The following is a 20,888-nucleotide window of genomic DNA, read 5'->3' as shown; positions in this document are numbered from 1 at the left end:
GGTCATCTTCGATGGAACGCTCGCATGGGAGCGGGAGGGTGCGCATGTCTGATGCCTGGCTCGTGCTCGCTGACGGGACCGCCTACCGCGGCCGCGCGGCCGGCGCGCCCGGCCGCGCCGACGGCGAAGTCGTCTTCAACACCTCGATGACGGGCTACCAGGAGATGCTGACCGACCCCTCCTACGCGGGGCAGCTGCTGGTGCTCACCTACCCGCTCATCGGCAACTACGGCGTCGATGAACGCGTCGAGGAGTCCGCCCGCATCCAGCCGACGGGGCTCATCGTCCGGCAGGCCACCGACCAGCCGAGCCACCTCCGCTCGCATCAGACGCTGCGCGAATACCTCGAGGCCCGCGGCGTCGTCGCCATCGACGGCGTCGACACGCGCGCGGTCACCCGCCGCATCCGCCGCCACGGCGTGATGCTCGGCACGATTACCACGGACGAAACGCCCGAGCAGGCGCTGGCCCGCGTGCGCGACCTCCCCGGCTACGACGACATCAACTGGGTCGATTCCGTCACCACCCCGCGGGTGTACGACTGGTCGGTGCCGCTCGGCGAAGGGCGCTACCGGGTCGCGCTGCTCGACGGCGGCGTGAAGCGGAACATCATGCGGCTCCTCGAGCGGCGCGGCTGCTCCGTCCGCGTGTTCCCGGCGGGGACGCCCGCAACCGAGATTCTCGCCCTCCATCCCGACGGCGTCTGCCTCTCCCCCGGCCCCGGCGACCCGCGGCTGCTCGACCACATGGTGCGGGAGGTGCGCCAGCTCATCGGCCGCGTTCCCGTCTTCGGCATCTGCCTCGGCCACCAGGTCGCGGCGCGGGCGCTCGGCGCGGGGACCTTCAAACTGCCGTTCGGCCACCGCGGCGGCAACCACCCGGTCAAGGACCTCGTCTCCGGACACGTGACCATCACGGCGCAGAACCACGGCTACGCGGTCGACCCGGATGGGCTCGATGCGAGCGCGTTCGTCAGCCACATCAACCTGAACGACGGCACCGTCGAAGGCATCGCCTCGCGGACCGACCCGCTCATGACCATCCAGTACCACAGCGAGGCCTGCCCCGGCCCGCTGGACAACGAATACATCTTCGACCGCTTCATCGAGATGATGGCGGCCGTCAAAGGAGGGGTTCGATGACGCGCGCGACCGAGATTCGCCGGGCCACCGCCGCCGATGCCGAGGGCATCGCGGCCATCCTGCGGGGCATGGGCTCCGAAAACGTCGGGCTCGAGGGGCCGTTCGATGCCGGCCGGGTCGAAGCGTGGCTCCGCCGGCTGGGCGACGATGGCGCGCTCTTCGTCGCCTACGACGGGAGCATCCCCGTCGCGTTCGGCGCCCTCGATTTCGACACTGCGGAGCCGGGGACCGGCCTCCTCGGCGTCTGGGTGCTGCCGGACCACCGGCGGCGGGGCATCGCCACCGACCTCGCCGAAGCGATCCTCGAGTTCGCGCGCCAGCACGGCTACAAGCGCATCCGCGGCCGCCTGCCGGAGGGGAACGAGCCCGCGCTCAGCTTCCTCTCGAGCATCGGCGCGATGGTGCCGCTGCGGAACCCGAACATGCGCTTCGAGCTGCCGCTCTGAGATGCCAGCCGCCGCAGGGAGCCCGGGCATGACCATCCGCCGGCGGAACAACGCCCCCATCCGCCCGCGTGCCGGCGCGCCGGCCGCGGCCGACTTCGCGTTCGCGTTCGGCAGCGCGGCGCTGGTGATGGCCGCGATCTTCGCCATCGCCAGCTTCACCGGTCCGGGCTTCGCCGGCGGCAAGGCCGGCGCCGACCTTGCGCGGCTGTTCGCCGTCTCGCTCGGCGTGGCGGCCGTCTGCAGCCTCCTCATCGGCGCGCTGCTCGCCGCGGGCACCGTCGATGCGGCTGACCACATCGTCGCCCCGGCGGCGCTGGGCGCGGCGATCGGCGTCCTCGAGGCGCTGCTCCTCCTCGAAGCGCGCGTCGCGCTGCTGCCCCTGCCGCTGGCGCTGCTGCTCTTCGTCCCGCTGCCGGTGCGCCGCATCCTGCGCGGCGGGCGGGGGCGCTGACCATGCGCCTCACACTCCCCGGGACCCCGCGCCGCGCGCGGGGCGTCCCCGGCCGAATTTCGCGACTCGACCTCACCGGGAGATGGAATCGTTGAAACCTTCGAGCGTCCTCATCATCGGGTCCGGGCCGATCGTCATCGGCCAGGCCGCGGAGTTCGACTACGCCGGCACGCAGGCCTGCAAGGCGATGCGCGAAGAGGGCGTCCGCAGCATCCTCGTCAACTCCAACCCCGCGACCATCATGACGGACCTCGATATCGCCGACGCCGTCTACATCGAACCGCTCACCGTCCCGGTGCTCGAACGGATCATCGCCCGCGAGCGGCCGGAGGGGCTTCTGCCCACGCTCGGCGGCCAGACCGGCCTCAACCTCGCCGTCGAACTCTCGAAGGCCGGCATCCTCGAGAAATACGGCGTGCGGCTGCTCGGCACCCCGCTCGACGCCATCCGCCGGGCCGAAGACCGCGAGCTCTTCCGCGAGATGCTGGCCAAGCTCGGCGAGCCGGTCCTCGAGAGCGAAATCTGCCACACCGTCGAGGAGTGCGTGGCCGCAGCGGAGAAGATCGGCCTGCCGGTCGTCATCCGGCCCGCCTACACGCTCGGCGGGACCGGCGGCGGCATGGCCTTCACGATGGACCAGCTCCGGGCCGTCGCGGCGTCGGGCCTCGCCGCCAGCCCCATCACGCAGGTCCTCGTCGAGAAGAACCTCCTCGGCTGGAAGGAGGTCGAATATGAGGTGATGCGCGACGGGGCCGGCAACTGTATCACCATCTGCAACATGGAGAACATGGACCCGATGGGGGTCCACACCGGTGACTCGATCGTCGTCGCGCCGTCCCAGACGCTGAGCGACAAGGACTACCAGATGCTCCGCTCGGCGGCCCTCCGCATCATCTCGGAGCTCGGCATCGAAGGCGGCTGCAACGTCCAGTTCTCGCTCGCGCCCCGCAAGGACGTTTGCGACTGGCGCGGCGACCCGGATGCGCCGCTCCCTTACTACGTCATCGAAGTGAACCCCCGCGTCAGCCGCTCTTCCGCGCTCGCCTCGAAGGCCACCGGCTACCCGATCGCCCGCGTCGCCGCCAAGATCGCCTGCGGCCGGACGCTCGACGAAATCCCGAACGCCGTCACGAAGAAGACGACCGCCGCCTTCGAGCCGGCGCTCGATTATGTCGTAGTGAAAATCCCGCGCTGGCCGTTCGACAAGTTCGCGCTCGGCGACCGGACGCTCGGGACCCAGATGAAGGCGACCGGCGAGGTGATGGCCATCGACCGCACCTTCGAGGCGGCGCTGAACAAAGCCGTCCGCTCCCTCGAAGTCGGCGGCCGCAGCCTCCTCTGGGAGCGGCCCGAATGGCGCGACGCGGCCGAAATCCCGGTCCACGCGACCGATGAGCGCCTCTGGGCGCTCATGGCGGCCCTCCGCCGGGGCGAAGACATCCTCGAGCTCTCCCGCCGCTCCCGGGGCGTCGACCCGTGGTTCCTCGAGCGGCTGCAGAACATCGTCCGGATGGAGCGCCGCCTGCTCGAAGAGCCGCTCCACCCCGACCTCCTCCGCGAGGCGAAGCGGATGGGCTTCAGCGACGAGATGGTCGGCCAGCTCGCCGACCGCCTGCCCGAGCAGATCCGCGCCCTCCGCCACGAATGGGGCATCCGGCCCGTCTACAAGATGGTGGATACCTGCGCCGCCGAGTTCGACGCCGAGACGCCGTACTTCTACAGCACGTACGAGCAGGAGAACGAGGCCCTCCCGGAAGGAGGCCGCGGCGCGCTCGTGGTCGGCAGCGGCCCCATCCGCATCGGGCAGGGCATCGAGTTCGACTACGCCAGCGTCCACGCCGCGTGGGCGCTCCAGGGCGCGGGCCTCCGCGCCATCATGGTCAATTCCAACCCGGAGACCGTATCCACGGACTTCGACACCTCCGACAGGCTCTACTTCGAACCGCTCGACGAAGAAGCCATCCGGGACATCATCGAGAACGAGGCGGAAGGGCCGGCCGGCACACCGCCGAGCATCGTCCAGTTCGGCGGGCAGACGGCCATCAACGTCGCCGGGCCGCTCCGCCGGGCGGGCCTGCCGATCATCGGCTCCGACGCCGAGGCGATCGACATCGCCGAGGACCGGCGCCGGTTCGAACGGTTCCTGCAGGACCTCGGCATCCCCCAGCCGCCGGGCGCCGCGATCACCACGCTCGAAGAGGCGATGAAGACCGCGCAGCAGATCGGCTACCCGGTGCTCGTCCGGCCCTCCTACGTCCTCGGCGGCCGCGCGATGGAGATCGTCCAGAACGCGACCGAGCTGGTCACCTTCGTCGGCGCCGCGGCGGAAGTCGCCGCCGGCAAGCCGATCCTCATCGACAAGTTCCTCGAGGGCGCTGAAGTCGAAGTCGATGCCATCTGCGACGGCGAGCGGGTGCTGGTGCCGGGCATCATGGAGCACATCGAGCGCGCGGGCGTCCACTCCGGCGACTCGATGGCTGTCTACCCTCCCGTCCACCTCGACGACGAGGAGAAGGCCGTCATCGTCGACTACACCCGGCGGATCGTCCTCGGCATGGGGGCGATCGGCCTGACCAACATCCAGTACGTCGTGCTGCCCCGGAAGGCCGGCGAACCGCCGCGCGTCTTCGTGCTCGAAGTGAACCCGCGCGCGAGCCGCACCGTCCCGTTCCTCTCGAAAGTCACCGGCGTGCCGATGGTGCAGCTCGCGGTCGGCGCGATGCTCGGCCGGAAGCTCGGCGACCAGGGCTACCCGGACGGCCTCTGGCCGGAGCGCAGCCTGTACGCCATCAAGGCGCCGGTCTTCTCGATGTCGAAGCTGACCGGGGTCGATACCTACCTCGGGCCGGAGATGAAGAGCACCGGCGAGGTGATGGGCGTCGACCGCACGTTCGAAGCCGCGCTCGCGAAGGCGCTCATCGCTGCCGACCTCGCCCTTCCGCCGAAGGCCTCCATCCTCCTCAGCATCTCCGACCGGACCAAAGCCGACGCGCTGCCGCTCATCCACCAGCTCGCCGAGGCCGGCTACCGGCTCTACGCCACTGAGGGGACGAGCCGGATGATCGCCGCCCTCGGCCTGCCGGTCACCACGGTGACGAAGGTGCTCAGCGGGGGCCACCCGAACGTGGTGGACGTCATCATGGATGGCACGGTCCAGTGCGTCATCAACACGCCGGAGGGGCGGATGACCGGCTCGCTGCGCGACGGCTTCCACATCCGGCGGGCCGCCGCCGAACGGCGCATCCCCTGCTTCACCAGCATCGATACGGCCCGGGCCGCCATCCAGGCGCTCGCCCGGCCGGCCGATTACGACGTCGCGACGGTGCGGGAGTACCTCGGTGCAGATTGAGGACGCCGTCATCCTGGAGACGCGCGCGGCGTGGGAAGGCGCGTACATCACGTGGTTCCAGGCGCCCGCACTCAGCCGCAGCGTCGAACCCGGCCAGTTCGTCATGGTTCACTGCAGCCGCGAGCGGACCGACCCGATGTTCGCCCGCGCCTTCAGCTACTACCGCGTCGACGGCGAGCGGTTCGCGCTCTGCTACGCCGTCGTCGGCAAGGGCACCCGCTGGCTGAGCGAGCAGCCGCCGGGCACGCCGGTCCGCGCCTACGGCCCGCTCGGCCGCGGCTTCCGCCTTCCCGAGGCCCCGTCGAACCTGCTCCTCATCGGCGGGGGCGTGGGCGTGGCGCCGCTCGTCGAAACGGCCTTCCGGGCGGTCGCCGCCGGCCACCACGTCGTCGCGATGATGGGCGCGCGCACGGCAGCCCACCTCCTGCCGGCCTCCGAATGGCCGCGCGAAGTCGAATACGTCGTCGTCACGGAAGACGGCTCCGCCGGGCCGCGGGGCTACGTGACCGCGCACCTCGGCAGCTACCAGGCGTGGGCGAACCGCATCTACGCGTGCGGCCCGAACCCGATGTTCCAGGCGCTCGCCGATACCCTCCGCGGGAACGGCCGGCGGCAATCGCCCGAAATCCTCATGGAGGAGAACATGCCCTGCGGCTGGGGCATGTGCTACGGCTGCGCCATCTTCACCCGCCACGGCGTCCGGCTCTGCTGCAAGGACGGCCCGCGGTTCAACCTGTTCGACGTCTTCTAGCCGCCCGGCGGGCCGGCAGCCTCGAGCGCCTCGCGCAGGAGCCGGAGCGCCCGCTCGGCGATCTGCGCCATCACCTCCACCCGCGAGCCGGGGAAGAGGTGCTCCTCGGTCACCGCACCGGCCGGCCCGGCGAGCGCGATGACGACCGAGCCGACGGGCTTCGGCGAGCGGCGGCTTCCCTGCGGGCCGGCGATGCCGCTCTCGGCGAGCGCCCAGGCGCAGCCGAGCGCCTTCCGCAGCCCCTCCGCGGTGGCCGCGACCCACGGTGCGCTCACGGCCCCGTGCTGCCGCGCGATCTCGACGTCGAGCTCCAGCTGCGTCCAGCGGTGGGCGCCGGCGTAGGGGATGATGCCGCCGTCGTACCACCGCGATGCCCCGGGCACGCTCAGCATCCGGGCGCTGATGAGTCCCCCGGCCGTCGTCTCCGAAACCGCGACCTTTTCGCCGCGGGCGGCCAGCAGCTCGCCGACCTGGGCCGCGAGCGCATCGTGTTCGAGCGGAAAACCGGCCATCTCGCCATCCCTCGCCGCCCGGGCCGGGCGGGCCTGTTATCCTTCCGGCCATGCCGGAGTACCAGGTCAAGATTGTGGACGCGTTCACCACTCGGCGCTACGCGGGCAACCCCTGCGGCGTCGTCACCCGCGCCGACGGCCTCAGCGACGACCAGATGCAGGCCATCGCGCGCGAGCTGAACGCGAGCGAAACCGCCTTCGTCCTCCCGTCCCGCCGGGCGATGTTCCGCGTGCGTTTCTTCACACCCGCGAAGGAGATCCCGCTCGCGGGCCACCCGACCATCGCGACGATGCACGCGCTCGTCGAAGAAGGCCGCATCGACCTCTCAGGCGGCCCGGTCCGCGTGACGCAGGAGCTGAGCATCGGCCTTCTGCCGGTCGACATTGCCCTCGACGCCGACCGGAACGTCCGGGTCGTGATGACGCAGGGGCGGCCGGAATTCGGACGGCGGCTCGACCGCAGCGTCATCGCCGACGCGCTGGGCATCGCGCCCTCCGACATCCTCGCGGACGCGCCGGTGCAGGTCGTTTCGACCGGCACGCCGCAGGCGATGGTGCCGGTGCGCTCGCTCGACGTGCTCCGCCGGCTGCGGCCGAACTACCAGCACCTCGGCGACCTCGAGGAGGTCGGGCACTACTTCAGCACCCACGTCTTCTGCCTCGAAGCGATGGAGCCCGGCCACCGGGCGCACGCGCGGCACTTCGCCGCCAGCGCCGGCGTCCCCGAGGACCCCGTCACCGGCAGCGCAACCGGGGCGATGGCCGCCTACCTCTGGAAGTACGGCCTCGTCCGCGAGCCGCGCTATACCGTCGAGCAGGGCCACCTCATGGGCCGTCCCGGGCTGGTCGAGGTCGAAGTGGACGCGGACGGCGACGAGCCCGTCGGCATCCGCATCGCCGGCACCGCCGTCACCGTGCTGCGCGGGACGATCGCCGTGTGAGGCCCGCCGCGCACCGCCGTGCGTTCTGCTAGGCTCGAACCGGATGGACGCTGCCGACCTCGAGGCGGTGGAAGCGGAGCTGCTGGACGCGGAGTTCGCCGGCTGCCGCCCGGTCTGGTACTCCTCGAACTACGTCTTCCTCGCACAGCTCCGCAGCCGGGGCCGCGACCTCCTCGCCATCTACAAGCCGCGTGACGGCGAAACGCCGCTCTGGGACTTCCCCCACGGCACCCTCTACCGCCGGGAGGCGGCCGCCTACCGCCTCGCGAAACTCCTCCGCTGGCCAGTCGTCCCGCCGACGGTCATCCGCGAGGGTCCGTCCGGCGTCGGCTCTGTCCAGCTCTTCATCGAGCACGACCCGGAGCGCCACTTCTTCGTCCAGCGCGAAGACCCGGCCCTCTGGCCGCAACTCCAGCGGCTCTGCCTGTTCGATGCCATCGCCAACAACGCCGACCGCAAGGGCGGCCACTGCCTGCTCGACCCCTCCGGGCACATCTGGGGCATCGACAACGGCCTCTGCTTCCACGAGCAGGAGAAGCTGCGCAGCGTCATCTGGGACTGGGCCGGCGAGCCGATCCCGCCAGGGCTGCTCGCCGACCTCGAGGCGGCCGCCGCGCGGCTGGAGGAGCCCGGCGGCGAAGCGGAAGACCTGCGTGCGCTGCTCACCGAAGCCGAATTCCGGGCCGCGGCGCGCCGGCTCGGGCGGCTCCTCGCGCGCCGGACGTTCCCGGTCCCGGGCGCGGCGCGGCACCACCCGTGGCCGCTCGTGTAAGAGCGCAGTCCCCGCTCCCTTGCGCCCGCTCAACCTGCGTTCGTAATGTGTACGGCGCCCCCGGAGGGCCAGCTCGCAGGGAGGTTCCGCGATGTTCCCCAGCACGATGATGGACATGCCGCTCACGGTGCAGAGCATCTTCTGGAGGGTCGAGCGGCTCTTCTACGACAAGCCCGTCGCGACCTATACCGAATCCGGCGACGCCGTCCGCTCGACCTACGGCGAGCTCGCGCGGAATGTCCACCGGCTCGCCAGCGCCCTCGCGAAGGAGGGTGTGAAGGAGGGCACCCGGGTGGCGACCTTCGGCTGGAACACGCAGCGTCACCTCGAGTGCTACTTCGCCATCCCCTGCATGGGCGCCGTCCTCCACACGCTCAACGTCCGGCTTTTCGCCGACCAGCTCGAGTACATCATCAACCACGCGCAGGACGAGGTGATCTTCTGCGACCGCTCGGTCCTGCCGATCCTCGAAGGGCTCGCCGGCAAGATTCCATCCGTCCGGCTCGTCGTGCTCATGAACGAGGGGCCGGAGCCCACCGGCAAACTGCCGCGCACCGTCGACTACTTCGACTTCCTCGCCTCCGGCGATGAGCGGTTCGCGTGGCCGTCGATCGACGAGCGCGCCGCCGCGGCCATGTGCTACACCTCGGGCACGACCGGCAACCCGAAGGGCGTCGTCTACAGCCACCGGTCGACGATGATCCACTCCCTCGTCGCGGCCCTGCCGGATTCGGTCAACATCTCCGAAGTCGACACGCTCATGTACGCGGTGCCGATGTTCCACGCCAACGCCTGGGGCCTGCCCTACGCGGCCGCGAACGCCGGTGCCTCACAGGTCTTCTCCGACCGCTTCCTCGATGCCGAGCGGGTCGTCAACCTGCTCGACCGCGAAGGCGTGACCATTTCGGCCGGCGTCCCGACCGTCTGGCTGCCCGTCCTGAACCTGCTCGACCAGACCGGCCGGAAGCTGCCCAAGCTCCAGCGCGTCCTCTGCGGCGGCTCGGCGGCGCCCCCCGCACTCATCGCCGGGCTCCGCCGGCACGGCATCCGCCTCGTGCACGCCTGGGGCATGACGGAAACGTCGCCGCTCGCCTCGCTCACCCGCATCCGTTCGACGATGCAGGACTACAGCGAGGAGAAGCAGCTCGAGGTCATGGCGAAACAGGGCGTCATCGTGCCGACGCTCGAATGGCGCATCGTCGACCTCGAAACCGGCAAGGAGCAGCCCTGGGACGGCAAGTCCATCGGCGAGCTGCAGATTCGGGGCCCCTACATCACCGGCACCTACTACAACGACCCGACTGCGTCCGAGAAGTTCATGGACGGCTGGCTGCGCACGGGCGACGTCGCGACGATCGACCCCCTCGGCTACGTCCAGCTCGTCGACCGGACGAAGGACCTCGTGAAGTCCGGCGGCGAATGGATTTCGTCCGTCGAGCTCGAGAACCTCATCATGGCCCACCCGAAGGTGCTCGAAGCCGCGGTCGTCGGCCTGCCCCATCCGCGCTGGCAGGAGCGGCCCGTGGCGGCCGTCGTCCCGAAGCCGGAGTACCGGGGCCAGCTCACTGCCGACGAAATCCGCGACTACCTCGCGGAGAAGGTCGCCAAGTGGTGGCTGCCGGACGAGGTCGTGTTCCTCGATGCGCTCCCCCGGACGAGCGTCGGCAAGTTCGCGAAGAACCAGCTGCGCGACCAGCTCGCGGAGGTCGCGAACCGCTGGGCAGCCTCACCGGCAGGGTGAAACGGCCGGTGGAGGAGGAGCCGGGCCCGGCGCAACAGCAACCGGCCTGCCGGCGCCCGGCGGGCTCCGGTTCGTCCACGGTGAGCTGCTCCCGTGCGTGAAGCCCCGGCCGAGGCGCCCCACGGCATCCTCACGGCGCGCATGGTCGGCCAGCGGCGCCGCCCGGCCGTCAGCAGCGGCGTCGCCCGCCTCGCCGTCGGCTTCGGGCTCATCCTCCTCGTGGGCACGCTCATCCTTTGTACGCCCGCGGCGTCCGAAGACCGAACCTGGGTCCACCCGAAGGACGCCCTGTTCACGGCGGTCTCGGCCATCTGCGTTACCGGTCTCACGGTCGTCGACACGCCCACCCACTGGAGTGCGCTCGGCGAGGTCGTCATCCTCGTCCTCATCCAGATCGGCGGCCTCGGCTATATGGTCGGCACGACGGTCGTCATGTGGGCGCTCGGGCGCCAGATCGGCATCCGCGACCGGAACATGCTGCGGCTCTACTACGGCGCGCCGAGCATGCACGAGACGTTTTCGTTCGCGCGGAGCGTGGCCGTCTTCACCTTCGTCGCCGAGGCGGCCGGCGCCATCATCCTCTGGGGGGCCTTCCGCGGCGAAGGCGTGCCCTCCGGGCAGGCGGCATGGTGGGGCATCTTCCACTCCGTCTCGGCGTTCAACAACGCCGGCTTCAGCCTCACCGGGCGCGACATGACCCCCTACACCGGCAACCCGGTCATCCTCGGCACGCTCATCGTGCTCATCGTGCTCGGCGGCATCGGCTTCCTGCCGATCGTCAACCTGATGCGCCGGCGCTCCTTCGCCCGGCTGCCGCTCGACAACAAGCTCATCTACATCACGAGCGCTGCGCTGCTCGCCTCCGGCATGCTGTTCACGGCGGCCGTCGAGTGGAACAACCAGCGCACGCTCGGCGGGCTCGACCCGGTCGAACGGCCGCTCGTGGCGCTGTTCCAGAGCACGAGCGCCCGGACCGCCGGCTTCAGCGCCATCGACATGTCGGGCCTGCACGACCAGACGAAGCTCGCGACCATCGGCCTCATGTTCGTCGGCGCGGCGGCAGGCTCCACGGGCGGCGGCCTGAAGGTCGGCGCGTTCTCGCTCCTCTTCGCCGTCATGGTGGCGACCATCCGCGGCGCCGACGACGTGTCGGCATTCCGGAAGCGCATCCCTCAGGCCGTCATCCAGCAGGCGACGACGCTGGCGCTCTACCACGTCGCGCTGCTGTTCGGCTTCGGCCTTGCGCTGACCTTCACGGTCGACCGGCCGTTCATCGACATCCTCTTCGAGGCCCAGTCCGCAATATCGACGGTCGGACTTTCGACAGCCGGCACGGTCAATTTCGGCGCGGACGGCCACCTCGTGCTAATCCTCGCGATGCTGGCGGGCCGCTTCAGCCCCGTCATGCTCGTGCTCTACATGACGCGGCCGCGCCGGAAAGTCCCCTACCATCACCCCATCGACAGCGTGAGGTTGAGTTAGCCATGAACGTCGCCATCCTCGGCCTCGGCCGGTTCGGTTCGCAGCTGGCGGAAGAGCTCGTCGCCATCGGCGTCGAAGTCCTCGCCGTCGACCGCGACGACGCCCGCGTGAACGAGCTCGCCGAGACGGCGACCCTCGCGGCTGCCGGCGACCTGACCGATTTCGAATTCCTCCAGAGCCTCGCGCTGGGCGATTACGACGCCGTCGTCGTCGCGATCGGGTCCGAAATCGCGACCTCGGTGCTGCTCACGCTGACGCTCAAACGGCGGCTCTCGCTGAAGCACGTCGTCGCCAAGGCGAGCACGAACGACCATGCGGAAGCCCTGCGGCTGGCCGGCGCTGACCTCGTCGTGTCGCCGGAGCAGGAGGCGGCCATCCGGCTGGCCCACACGCTCGGCCCCTCCAGCCACCTCCAGGAGTACCTCTCGCTCGGCCCGACCTACGGTGTCGCGAAGCTGCAGGCGCCGATCACCGCCGTCGGCCGGACGATCGGCTCGCTCGAGGCGTTCACGCGGCACAACGTCGTGCTCCTCGCCATGGTGCGGAACGACCTCGTGACCTTCCGTCCCGACCGTGACGTCATCGTCGAAGATGGCGACGTGTGGCTGATCGCGGGCGAGGACGAGCAGCTGCGGAAGGCCGGCAGCTAGCGAGCAGGGCGCGGCGAGGATGGTTGCCGAGCAGGGATTCGAACCCCGACCATAGGCTCCAAAGGCCCGTGTGCTACCGTTACACCACTCGGCATCGCCGGGAATCGCGCGGGTCGTGCCGCTGGTGCCGAAGGTGGGATTCGAACCCACACGAGCTTGCACTCAGCGGTTTTTGAGACCGCCGCGTCTGCCATTCCGCCACTTCGGCTCCCTTCGCCATCATACCCGGCCCGGGCAAAAGAAACGCCCGCCGATGCGGCGGGCGGGGTGAGCAGTTGGAGCGGAAGACGAGGTTCGAACTCGCGACCTCCTCCTTGGCAAGGAGGCGCTCTACCACTGAGCTACTTCCGCCTGGCACCTCGAAGTATACCACGGCCCGGCGATGCGCCAAGGGCCGCCGAGGCTCAATCGCCGAGGAGCGTCGTGTAGCCGAGCCCGATGACTTCCTCGACGTACTGGCTCCGCCAGCCCGGGTCGGGGATCGGCACGCCGTGCTCGCGGAACCAGCGATGCAGCTGCAGGTACTCCTCCTCGAGCCGCATCCGCCACGCGTCTTCCTCCCGGAACAGTTCCGGGTCGACCTCGTGGAGCCCCTTCTTCATCTCGTCGTAGCTGACGTCCGTCTCTTCCTTCCAGTAGGTGGACAGGTAATCGATCGAGTCCTCGAGGTTCCGCCGGCACTCCTCGAGCATCATGGTCATCATGCCGGTTTCGTCCATCAGCTCGCCGTTCACCCGGTGGATGCGGGCGCAGGGCTCGCACACGACGACGAGCTTCCGGGCGTCGCAGTCGGATTTGTCGGTGCAGTCGCGGCAGCGGGCCGCGAATTCAGCCGCGGAGGGCTCGCGCGTGTAGCCAACCACCATCTCGTCGCCCAGCGCACCGCAGGCCTGGCAGGCGAGCTTCTCCGAGAGAATCTCGTTGATGGTCTTGTCCCAGTCGAGCTGCATGGGAATCCTCCGGATCGAAGCGGAACGGGCCGCTCACAACTCCAGTGTATACCAGCCGACCTGCCCGGGCATTTCTTCGATGCCGACGGTGATGCGCCGGAGGTGCGTCGCGCCCTGGCGCTGCAGCGCGTCCAGCAGCTGCCCCGTGAACCACTCGGCGATGCACTCGGCGGTGGAGTTCGGAATCGGGAGCGGCAGCACATCGCTGGCCGGGAACCGGTAGGTCTTGCCCCGGAACGAAACCTCCCACACGTCCGGCTCTTCCCGGATGTCGAGGTGCGCGCTCTTGCGCTGGAGCAGGAACTTGTGGTCGAGCAGCTCTGCGAGCTCGCGCGCGGCCCGCTTCACCGCGCCGAAGTCCCAGACCCAGCCGTCGTCGGTCAGCGGCCCTTCGATTTCGACGATGACATCGTAGTTGTGGCCGTGGAGCGGCTCGCAGGCACCCCCGAAGGTGGCCATATGGGCGGCGGCGAAGCGGAGGCGGTTGCGTTCGACGGAAACTTTGCGTGTGGTGTGCATGCGTTCGATCGTAGCCGCTGCGGGGTGAACGGCGCGCGTTGCCGCAATCCGTTCCGTTCGTCACAATCCATGCTGGCGCCAACCGGCGCAGGAGCCTGCCGCGTGAGCATCATCGCCGTGACCTCCGCCGAACCCGGGGCGGGCAAGACCGGGGTCGCCGCCGCCATCGCCCGGGCGCTCGCCTACCGCGGCCGGCCGACGCGCCTCGTGCGCCTCGCCGACCCGGCGGGCCGCGCAGCGGAGGATGCGGCCTGGTTCGCGGCGCTCGACTTCGCGCCGGGCAGCCCGGCCGAAGCCCTCTCCGAGATCCCGGCCCCTGCGGCCGTCGAGACGCTCGTGGTCGAATGCCCGGCCGCCGCGGTGCCGGCCGGTGCCGCCGTCGTCGCCGTCTCCCGGGCGGGCAAAGCGGGCGGCCCAGCGCCGGCAGGCGCCGTCGCGGTCGTCGTCACCGCGGTTCCCGGGCTTCGCGGGGTCCGCGTCGGCGAAGGGTCGCCGCTGCAGATCGAAGTCGGCGAAGACCGCACCCTGGCCGGGTTCGCCCTCGACGAAGCGCTCCGCTGGCTCCACGCCGAGGTGCTCCTGCCGGGCGACGTCCCTGCCGATACGACCTCGGACTACCTCGTAATCGCGCCCATCGGGTCGGACGCCGGTCAGCCCTACTTCCGCCGCTTCCCGTCGATGACGGTCGTGGCGCGGTTCGACCGGACGGATATGCACCTCGCCGCCCTGCGCGCAAACCCCAATGCGCTCATCCTGACCGGCGGCCGCCACCCCAGCGGCTACACGCTGGATGCGGCCTCGGCCAGCGGCGTCCCGGTCGTCCTCTCCCGGACCGACACGGAAAACACGGTCATCGCGCTCGAGCGGGTCTTCGAGGGTACGCGGTTCCGCGGCGAACGGAAGCTTGACCGGATGAGCGACCTCCTCGCCGGCACACCGCTGCTCGACGCGCTCCTCGGGGCGCCCGCCTCCGCGACCGCCTGATCCCGCGCTCCACGCCCCGGGCGTGGCGGGCAAAGGTCTCATGGGAAACGCGCACGAGCGGACTTCCTCGTGCCCTCAGCCGCCGATGATCGGGCCTTCTTCGCCCCCGGGCCGTGCCTGCGTTTCTCCCTGCCGCGCGCCGAACGGGTCGCGGTTCGGCCGCGGCTGCGGCGCGGGGCCGGGCGGCACCCTGGGCGCGGCCGGGGCCTGCTGCCGCGGCGGGGCTGCCGGCGGCGGCGCGGCGTACTGCCGGGGCTGGGGTGCCCGGACCGGGCGCGCGCCGAACCCTTCGCGCGGCGGCTTTTCGAGCCCGCAGTAGGGGCAGGCGACCCACGCATAGCTCAGCGGCCGCCCGCACTGCCGGCATGGCTCCTTCAGCTGCGTCCGGCAGGACGGGCAAACGAGGAAGTCATCCTGCACGCGCCGCTTGCAGGTGGGACACGCCTTCTGGTCCTCCAGCTCCTGCAGCAGCGCCTCCTCTTCGAGCGACCGCTCGTACAGCTCGGCGAGCGTGTACCGGGGCCGCACGATCAGGTAGACCCAGTGCCCCGGCAGGAAGAACAGCAGGACGAGCAGCACGGCGACCGTCTGCAGGACCGGGTCGCGCGTCCGCTGCCGGATATCCCGGTAAGTCCAGAACACGAGGGCGACCCAGACCGCCGCGAGGTAGAGCACCAGCACGGCGACGACGTACCGGACCGTCGCTTCCCAGGAGCCCCCGGGCCACGAATCGAACATCCTCAGCTCCGGCGGGGCGCCAGCCCCGCATCACCTTACCGCAGCCGGGGGCAACATGCAGCGCCGTAATCGCTCAGCCGGGTGATCGAATGGTACGATCCGGGGGTGGACGCCGCCCTCACCGCCGCCGACATCCTCGCGGGGCTGAACGATGCGCAGCGCGCCGCCGTCACCCACGGCGACGGCGCCCTGCTCATCCTCGCCGGGCCGGGCAGCGGCAAGACCCGCGTCATCACTCACCGCATCGCCTGGCTCATCCGCGAACGGCGCATCCCGCCGTGGCAGATTCTCGCCGTCACGTTCACGAACAAGGCCGCCCGCGAAATGCGCGACCGCGCCGCCCGGCTCATTGGTGAGGACGCCGCGGCCCTCCACATGGGCACCTTCCACGCGATGTGCGCTCGCTGGCTCCGCATCGACGGCGAGGCGATCGGCATCCCCCGGGAGTTCGCCATCTACGACGACGCCGACCAGCTCGGCGTGATGAAGCGCGTCCTCGAGGAGCTGCGCATCGACCCGCGGCAGTTCCCGCCGCGCTCGGTGCTCACCCGCATCTCGGCAGCCAAGAGCGAGATGCTCGGGCCGGCCGAGCTCCTCGCCCGCGCGCGGACCTACCCGGAGGAGGTCGCGGCCCGCGCCTACGAGCGGTACGAGGCGGCGCTCCGCCGCGCCGGCGGTCTTGACTTCGACGACCTCCTGCTTCGGGCCATCGACCTCTTCCGGGTCCCGGAGCTGCGCGAGAAGTGGGCCGGCCGCTACCGCCACGTGCTCGTCGACGAGTTCCAGGACACGAACCCGGCCCAGTACGTCCTCGCCCGCGAGCTCGCCAGCGTGCACGGCAACATCACCGTCGTCGGCGACCCGGACCAGGGCATCTACTCCTGGCGCAGCGCCGACGTCCGGAACGTCGAGCACTTCCGGCGGGACTTCCCCGGCGCCGCCGTCGCCCTGCTCGAACAGAATTACCGCTCCACCGCGCCCATCCTCGCGGCCGCCGAGGCCGTCATCGCGCGGAACCCTGGCCGCCACCCGCGCCGCCTCTGGACGGAGCGGACCGGCGGCGAACAGGTCCTCACCTGCGAGGCCTACAACGATGAGGAGGAGGGCGAGTTCGTCGCGCGGGAAGCTGGCCGCCTCATCGCCGCCGGGCGCAGCCCCAGCGACATCGCCGTCATGTACCGCACCAACGCGCAGTCCCGCCCCTTCGAAGAGGCGCTCGTCCGCTACCGCATTCCGTACCGGCTCGTCGGCGGCGTCCGCTTCTACGAGCGGCGCGAGGTTCGCGACCTCCTCGCCTACCTGCGCGTCATCCACAACCCGGCCGACGAAGCGAGCCTGCTCCGCATCATCAACGTGCCCGGCCGCGGCATCGGCGACCGCACCATCGACCGCCTGCGGGAGCTGGCCGCCGCGCACGGCGTCAGCACGTGGGAAGCGTGCCGCATCGCCGCCGAAGGACGCGCCGAGGGCGTCGCCGGCCGGGCCGCCGCCGCGCTCCGCGGGTTCGTCGGCACCATCGACGAACTGCGGACCCACCGGCAGGCGCCGCTCGGCGACCTGTTCGAACGCCTCCTCGATGCCGTCGGCTACGTCCGCTACCTCCGCGAAGGTGACGACGCCGAGGAGCGGCTCGAAAACGTCCTCGAACTGCAGTCGCTGCTCGCCGAGTACGAAGAGGCCGCCGGCGAGGGCAACGACCTCGCCACCTTCCTGCAGGACGTCGCCCTCGTCACCGACCAGGACACGCTCGACGGCCGCGCGGCGGGGGTGACGCTCATCACCCTTCACGCGGCGAAAGGCCTCGAATTCCCGGTCGTCTTCCTCGTCGGGATGGAAGAAGGGCTCCTGCCACACATCCGCTCGTTCGATGACCCCGCACAGATGGCTGAGGAGCGCCGGCTCTGTTATGTCGGCATCACGCGCGCCATGGACGTGCTCTACCTCACGCGCGCCTACCGGCGGATGACGTTCGGTATGAGTTCGGCGAACCCGCCATCCCGCTTCCTCGCCGACATCCCGGCGGACCTCCGCCGCCCGGCCGGGAGCGCCCCCCGCAGCTACGCCGAGGCTGCGGCTGCGGTCCCGCCTCCCGAGCTCGAACCGGCAGAGGAAGCCGCCTTCCCCGTCGGCGCCCGCGTCGTCCACCCGAAATTCGGCGAAGGCACCGTCACCGACGCCCGGAACAACGGCGGCGACATCGAATACGTGGTCGAATTCGACACCGCCGGGACGCGGCGCCTCCTGCAAAGCTACGCGAAACTCAGGGCCGTATGAGCAGCACCATCCCGTTCCTCATCCCGACGACCGCCGAGGCCTGGGAGGAATGGCTCCGGGAGAACGGCGTCACCATCGTGGCGGTCATCGCCGGCCTGGTGATCCTCCGCATCGTCGTCCAGCGGGTGCTCAGCCGGCTCATCCGCTCGGCCTCGCTCCGGGCCGCGAAAGCGCGCGCCGAGGACCCGGAGGTCGTCGAGCGCCGGGTGGACACCCTGATGGCGACGCTCGGCTGGCTCTTCAACATCTTCCTCGCCTTCCTCGGCGCCGCGATCGTGCTCGACCAGCTCGGCGTGCAGGTCTCGGCGCTGATCGCGGGCGTCGGCGTCGCCGGCATCGCCATCGGCCTCGGCGCCCAGACGCTCATCAAAGACGTCATCAACGGCCTCTTCATCCTTGTCGAAGGCCAGTACGCGGTCGGCGACGTCGTGCGCGTCGCGGGCGTCAGCGGCCAGGTCATCGAGATCACGCCCCGGCGCACCGTCCTCCGCGATATGGACGGGAACGTGCACGTCATCCCGAACAGCGCCATCACGGTGGCCACGAACATGACGCAGGGCTTCAGCCGCGTGAACCTGAACGTGCTGGTCGCCTACGAAGAGGATCTCAGCCGGGTCATCCCGGTCATCAACGAAGAGTGCGAACGGCTGGCCGCCGACCGACCGGACGACTTCCTCAGCACGCCTTCGGTGGTGCGGGTCGACCGGCTCGCCGAGGACGGCGTCGAACTGAAGGTGGTCGGCGACGTGAAGGTCTTCAAGCAGTGGGAGCTCGCGGGCGAGCTGCGGCGGCGCATCAAGGAGCGGTTCGACCGCGAAGGAATCGAAATCCCGTACCGCCACGAGGTGCAGGTGCTCCCCCGCGAGCGGAAGCCGCAGGAGCCGCCGCAGCGGAGCGGGGGGTAGCGCGGCTCAGGATTCGGCAGCGGCGGCCGGCCGGTTCCACTCGGGCCGGACCTGCCGAGGGTCGAGCGCTTCGCCGCAGGTGCCGCAGACGAGCTTCGCGCCGAGCGGGCTGCCGCACTCATGCACCAGCGTCAGCGGGGGGCCTTCCGGCCCGGCCATCCACTTATCGCCCCAGGAGAGCATCGCGACGAGCACCGGATAGAGGTCGCGGCCCTTTTCGGTCAGCCGGTATTCGCAGCGCGGCGGCCGGTCCTGGTACTGGCGCCGTTCGAGCACGCCATGTTCGACGAGCCGCTGGAGGCGGGCCGCCAGCACGTTCCGGGCGATGCCGAGCCGCGCCTGGAAGTCATCGAACCGCCGCACTCCGTTGAACGCTTCGCGGATGACGAGCATGGTCCACCATTCGCCGATGACCTCGAGCGTGCGGGCCACCGAGCAGGGCATCTCGGCGAAGCTGGTGCGGCGCATGGCGCGAGCATACCACACGCCGCCGGCCGGGTTGCAGGGAACAACCGACCCCCGGTCGAACGCGACCCGTCCGGGGAGTAAGCTTCTCGCTAAGAACGACTTTCCCCGGGAGCGCAGCATGACCTACGACCCACGAGCCCGCAGCCGCATCCTCGTCGATGGCCCCAACCGGGCGCCCGCCCGTTCCTACTTCAAATCCGTCGGCTTCACGAGCGAGGACCTGCGGCGGCCCCTCGTCATGGTGGCGCACTCGTGGATCGGCACGATGCCGTGCAACTTCAACCACCGCGAGCTGGCGGCGGAGGTGATGGCCGGCGTGCGCGCTGCCGGCGGCACGCCGATGGAGGTGAACACCATCTCCATCTCCGACGGCATCTCGATGGGCACCGAGGGCATGAAGGCCTCGCTCGTCTCCCGCGAAATCATCGCCGATTCGATCGAGCTGGCGGCCATCGGCTACTCCTTCGATGCGGCCGTCATCATCGTCGGCTGCGACAAGACGATCCCCGCGGCGGCGATGGCGCTCGCCCGGCTCAACATCCCGGGGCTCGTGCTCTACGGCGGGTCCATCGCGCCGGGCCGCTACAAAGGCCGCGACATCACCATCCAGGACGTCTTCGAAGGGGTCGGCCAGCAGGCCGCCGGCACCATCTCCGAGGAGGAGCTGGAAGAGATCGTCGACGCCGCCTGCCCGGGCGCCGGCGCCTGCGGCGCCCAGTACACCGCCAACACGATGGCCACGGCGCTCGAATTCATGGGCCTCTCGCCGATGGGCAGCGCCACCGTCGGCGCGACCGACGCCCGCAAGCGGAAGGTCGCCTTCCGGGCCGGCGAACTCGTCATGAAGGTGCTCAACGAAGGCATCCTCCCGCGGCAGATCCTCACCCGGGAGGCGCTGGAGAACGGCATCATCTGCGCCGCCTCGACCGGCGGCTCGACCAACGTCGTCCTCCATCTCCTCGCCATCGCGCACGAGGCCGGCGTTCCGCTCGACATCGACGACTTCGACCGCGTCTCGGAGCGGACGCCGCTCATCGGCGACATGCGGCCCGGCGGGCGCTACGTCGCGCTCGACATGGACCGCGCGGGCGGCACGCGGCTGCTCGCGAAGCGGCTCCTCGAGGCTGGCAAGCTCCACGGCGGCGTGCTCACCGTCACCGGCCGGACGATCGCCGAGGAAGCCGAGGAGGCCGTCGAGACGCCGGGGCAGGACGTCATCCTCCCGGTCGAGAAAGCGCTCAAGCCCACCGGCGGCCTCGTCATCCTCAAAGGCAATCTCGCGCCCGAGGGCTGCGTCATCAAAGTCGCCGGCCACGAGCGGATGTACCACGAAGGCCCCGCCCGGGTGTTCGAATGCGAGGAAGACGCCTTCCAGGCGGTCGCGAACCGGCAGATCCATGCCGGCGACGTCGTCGTCATCCGCAACGAAGGGCCGAAGGGCGGCCCGGGCATGCGCGAGATGCTCGGCGTCACGGCGGCGCTCGTCGGCGAAGGCCTCGGCGAATCCGTCGCGCTGCTCACCGACGGCCGGTTCAGCGGCGCCACCCGCGGCCTCATGGCCGGGCACGTCGCGCCCGAGGCGGCCGTCGGCGGCCCGATCGCGCTCGTGCAGGAAGGCGACATCATCAGCTTCGACGTGAAGAACCGGAAGCTGACCCTCCACGTCGACGATGCGGAGCTCGAACGCCGCCGCGCGGCCTGGACGCCGCGGCCCCCCAAATACGAGCGCGGGGTGTTCGCGAAGTACGCCGCCCAGGTCTCGAGCGCCTCGAAGGGCGCCGTCACGTCCTAGGCGTCGCCGCGGCCGGCCCGC

19 protein-coding genes and 3 tRNA genes are annotated in these 20,888 nt (G+C 70.5%); 14 read left to right on the top strand and 8 right to left on the bottom strand.

The window, feature by feature from the left end:
* Positions 1-44: 44 nt before the first annotated feature.
* The 5 genes from carA to N2041_RS04615 all read left to right on the top strand — a co-directional run bounded on the left by carA (position 45) and on the right by N2041_RS04615 (position 6,139).
* Entirely contained in the window at positions 45-1,142 is a 1,098-nt protein-coding gene (carA, locus tag N2041_RS04635) for a glutamine-hydrolyzing carbamoyl-phosphate synthase small subunit (protein WP_297676287.1), read from the top strand.
* Positions 1,139-1,588, top strand: a complete 450-nt coding sequence (locus N2041_RS04630) for a GNAT family N-acetyltransferase (protein ID WP_270056237.1) — start codon at positions 1,139-1,141, stop codon at positions 1,586-1,588. Before carA ends, N2041_RS04630 begins: the two co-directional genes overlap by 4 nt.
* Positions 1,589-1,616: 28 nt before the next feature.
* Positions 1,617-2,039, top strand: a complete 423-nt coding sequence (locus N2041_RS04625) for a hypothetical protein (RefSeq protein ID WP_297676283.1) — start codon at positions 1,617-1,619, stop codon at positions 2,037-2,039.
* An 82-nt stretch (positions 2,040-2,121) separates the two neighbouring features.
* Complete coding sequence (carB, locus tag N2041_RS04620) at positions 2,122-5,388, top strand: carbamoyl-phosphate synthase large subunit (protein ID WP_297676281.1); 3,267 nt, start codon at positions 2,122-2,124, stop codon at positions 5,386-5,388.
* On the top strand, positions 5,378-6,139 hold the full coding sequence (locus N2041_RS04615; protein ID WP_297676278.1) for a hypothetical protein: 762 nt from the start codon (positions 5,378-5,380) through the stop codon (positions 6,137-6,139). The genes carB and N2041_RS04615 overlap by 11 nt, the downstream gene beginning before the upstream one ends.
* On the opposite strand, the gene N2041_RS04610 is transcribed toward N2041_RS04615, so the two are convergent.
* On the bottom strand, positions 6,136-6,651 hold the full coding sequence (locus N2041_RS04610; RefSeq protein WP_297676276.1) for a CinA family protein: 516 nt from the start codon (positions 6,649-6,651) through the stop codon (positions 6,136-6,138). The two genes, N2041_RS04615 and N2041_RS04610, sit on opposite strands and share 4 nt — an antisense overlap.
* A gap of 50 nt (positions 6,652-6,701) precedes the next feature.
* On the opposite strand from N2041_RS04610, the gene N2041_RS04605 reads away from it, so the two are divergent.
* From N2041_RS04605 to N2041_RS04585, 5 genes are all read left to right on the top strand, one after another.
* Complete coding sequence (locus N2041_RS04605) at positions 6,702-7,592, top strand: PhzF family phenazine biosynthesis isomerase (protein WP_297676274.1); 891 nt, start codon at positions 6,702-6,704, stop codon at positions 7,590-7,592.
* A 43-nt stretch (positions 7,593-7,635) separates the two neighbouring features.
* Positions 7,636-8,364 (top strand): SCO1664 family protein, encoded by a 729-nt coding sequence (locus N2041_RS04600; protein ID WP_297676271.1) that lies wholly within the window; start codon positions 7,636-7,638, stop codon positions 8,362-8,364.
* Positions 8,365-8,455: 91 nt separating this feature from the next.
* A complete protein-coding gene (locus N2041_RS04595; protein WP_297676269.1) occupies positions 8,456-10,105 on the top strand; it encodes a long-chain fatty acid--CoA ligase in 1,650 nt (549 codons plus the stop codon).
* A 93-nt stretch (positions 10,106-10,198) separates the two neighbouring features.
* The gene (locus N2041_RS04590) at positions 10,199-11,587 is read left to right on the top strand and encodes a TrkH family potassium uptake protein (RefSeq protein WP_297676266.1); all 1,389 of its coding nucleotides are present in this window, start codon (positions 10,199-10,201) and stop codon (positions 11,585-11,587) included.
* Positions 11,588-11,589: 2 nt separating this feature from the next.
* Positions 11,590-12,237, top strand: coding sequence for a TrkA family potassium uptake protein (locus N2041_RS04585; RefSeq protein ID WP_297676264.1), 648 nt, complete (start codon positions 11,590-11,592; stop codon positions 12,235-12,237).
* 20 nt (positions 12,238-12,257) lie between these two features.
* Here the strand turns inward: N2041_RS04585 and N2041_RS04580 are convergent.
* The 5 genes from N2041_RS04580 to N2041_RS04560 all read right to left on the bottom strand — a co-directional run bounded on the left by N2041_RS04580 (position 12,258) and on the right by N2041_RS04560 (position 13,706).
* Positions 12,258-12,331 (bottom strand) — tRNA-Gln (locus tag N2041_RS04580).
* A 28-nt stretch (positions 12,332-12,359) separates the two neighbouring features.
* Positions 12,360-12,445, bottom strand: a tRNA-Leu gene (locus N2041_RS04575).
* Between the two features lie 68 nt (positions 12,446-12,513).
* Positions 12,514-12,588: transfer RNA gene (locus N2041_RS04570), tRNA-Gly, on the bottom strand.
* A 53-nt stretch (positions 12,589-12,641) separates the two neighbouring features.
* Positions 12,642-13,187 carry a hypothetical protein gene (locus N2041_RS04565; protein WP_297676262.1) on the bottom strand — a complete coding sequence of 182 codons (546 nt, stop codon included), beginning with the start codon at positions 13,185-13,187 and terminating at the stop codon, positions 12,642-12,644.
* Between the two features lie 33 nt (positions 13,188-13,220).
* Complete coding sequence (locus tag N2041_RS04560; RefSeq protein WP_297676260.1) at positions 13,221-13,706, bottom strand: 6-carboxytetrahydropterin synthase; 486 nt, start codon at positions 13,704-13,706, stop codon at positions 13,221-13,223.
* 102 nt (positions 13,707-13,808) lie between these two features.
* Here N2041_RS04560 and N2041_RS04555 point away from each other — a divergent pair, with 102 nt between their 5' ends.
* On the top strand, positions 13,809-14,690 hold the full coding sequence (locus tag N2041_RS04555) for a DRTGG domain-containing protein (RefSeq protein ID WP_297676259.1): 882 nt from the start codon (positions 13,809-13,811) through the stop codon (positions 14,688-14,690).
* A gap of 75 nt (positions 14,691-14,765) precedes the next feature.
* Here N2041_RS04555 and N2041_RS04550 read toward each other — a convergent pair whose 3' ends face one another.
* On the bottom strand, positions 14,766-15,428 hold the full coding sequence (locus N2041_RS04550; protein WP_297676257.1) for a zinc ribbon domain-containing protein: 663 nt from the start codon (positions 15,426-15,428) through the stop codon (positions 14,766-14,768).
* A gap of 105 nt (positions 15,429-15,533) precedes the next feature.
* On the opposite strand from N2041_RS04550, the gene N2041_RS04545 reads away from it, so the two are divergent.
* Together N2041_RS04545 and N2041_RS04540 are read left to right on the top strand one after the other, a co-directional pair.
* Complete coding sequence (locus N2041_RS04545) at positions 15,534-17,702, top strand: ATP-dependent helicase (protein WP_297676255.1); 2,169 nt, start codon at positions 15,534-15,536, stop codon at positions 17,700-17,702.
* Entirely contained in the window at positions 17,699-18,607 is a 909-nt protein-coding gene (locus tag N2041_RS04540) for a mechanosensitive ion channel family protein (protein ID WP_297676254.1), read from the top strand. Before N2041_RS04545 ends, N2041_RS04540 begins: the two co-directional genes overlap by 4 nt.
* A 6-nt stretch (positions 18,608-18,613) precedes the next feature.
* Here N2041_RS04540 and N2041_RS04535 read toward each other — a convergent pair whose 3' ends face one another.
* Positions 18,614-19,075: a helix-turn-helix domain-containing protein gene (locus N2041_RS04535; protein WP_297676253.1), complete on the bottom strand. Its 462-nt coding sequence runs from the start codon at positions 19,073-19,075 to the stop codon at positions 18,614-18,616.
* 118 nt (positions 19,076-19,193) lie between these two features.
* On the opposite strand from N2041_RS04535, the gene ilvD reads away from it, so the two are divergent.
* Positions 19,194-20,867: a dihydroxy-acid dehydratase gene (ilvD, locus tag N2041_RS04530; protein WP_297676251.1), complete on the top strand. Its 1,674-nt coding sequence runs from the start codon at positions 19,194-19,196 to the stop codon at positions 20,865-20,867.
* The last annotated feature ends 21 nt before the right edge of the window (positions 20,868-20,888 follow it).

Source organism: Tepidiforma sp. (assembly GCF_026419595.1).
In the GTDB taxonomy this organism is placed as follows: domain Bacteria; phylum Chloroflexota; class Dehalococcoidia; order Tepidiformales; family Tepidiformaceae; genus Tepidiforma.
Note: the sequence above shows the minus strand (reverse complement) of the source record. Positions and strands in the feature narration are given on the sequence as shown.

Bases quoted from the DNA above. Each gene is read 5' to 3' on its own strand.
- carA (WP_297676287.1), top strand. From the start codon at position 45: ATGTCTGATGCCTGGCTCGTGCTCGCTGACGGGACCGCCTACCGCGGC.
- N2041_RS04630 (WP_270056237.1), top strand. From the start codon at position 1,139: ATGACGCGCGCGACCGAGATTCGCCGGGCCACCGCCGCCGATGCCGAG.
- N2041_RS04625 (WP_297676283.1), top strand. From the start codon at position 1,617: ATGACCATCCGCCGGCGGAACAACGCCCCCATCCGCCCGCGTGCCGGC.
- carB (WP_297676281.1), top strand. From the start codon at position 2,122: ATGGAATCGTTGAAACCTTCGAGCGTCCTCATCATCGGGTCCGGGCCG.
- N2041_RS04610 (WP_297676276.1), bottom strand. From the start codon at position 6,651: ATGGCCGGTTTTCCGCTCGAACACGATGCGCTCGCGGCCCAGGTCGGC.
- N2041_RS04605 (WP_297676274.1), top strand. From the start codon at position 6,702: ATGCCGGAGTACCAGGTCAAGATTGTGGACGCGTTCACCACTCGGCGC.
- N2041_RS04600 (WP_297676271.1), top strand. From the start codon at position 7,636: ATGGACGCTGCCGACCTCGAGGCGGTGGAAGCGGAGCTGCTGGACGCG.
- N2041_RS04595 (WP_297676269.1), top strand. From the start codon at position 8,456: ATGTTCCCCAGCACGATGATGGACATGCCGCTCACGGTGCAGAGCATC.
- N2041_RS04585 (WP_297676264.1), top strand. From the start codon at position 11,590: ATGAACGTCGCCATCCTCGGCCTCGGCCGGTTCGGTTCGCAGCTGGCG.
- N2041_RS04565 (WP_297676262.1), bottom strand. From the start codon at position 13,187: ATGCAGCTCGACTGGGACAAGACCATCAACGAGATTCTCTCGGAGAAG.
- N2041_RS04560 (WP_297676260.1), bottom strand. From the start codon at position 13,706: ATGCACACCACACGCAAAGTTTCCGTCGAACGCAACCGCCTCCGCTTC.
- N2041_RS04550 (WP_297676257.1), bottom strand. From the start codon at position 15,428: ATGTTCGATTCGTGGCCCGGGGGCTCCTGGGAAGCGACGGTCCGGTAC.
- N2041_RS04540 (WP_297676254.1), top strand. From the start codon at position 17,699: ATGAGCAGCACCATCCCGTTCCTCATCCCGACGACCGCCGAGGCCTGG.
- N2041_RS04535 (WP_297676253.1), bottom strand. From the start codon at position 19,075: ATGCGCCGCACCAGCTTCGCCGAGATGCCCTGCTCGGTGGCCCGCACG.
- ilvD (WP_297676251.1), top strand. From the start codon at position 19,194: ATGACCTACGACCCACGAGCCCGCAGCCGCATCCTCGTCGATGGCCCC.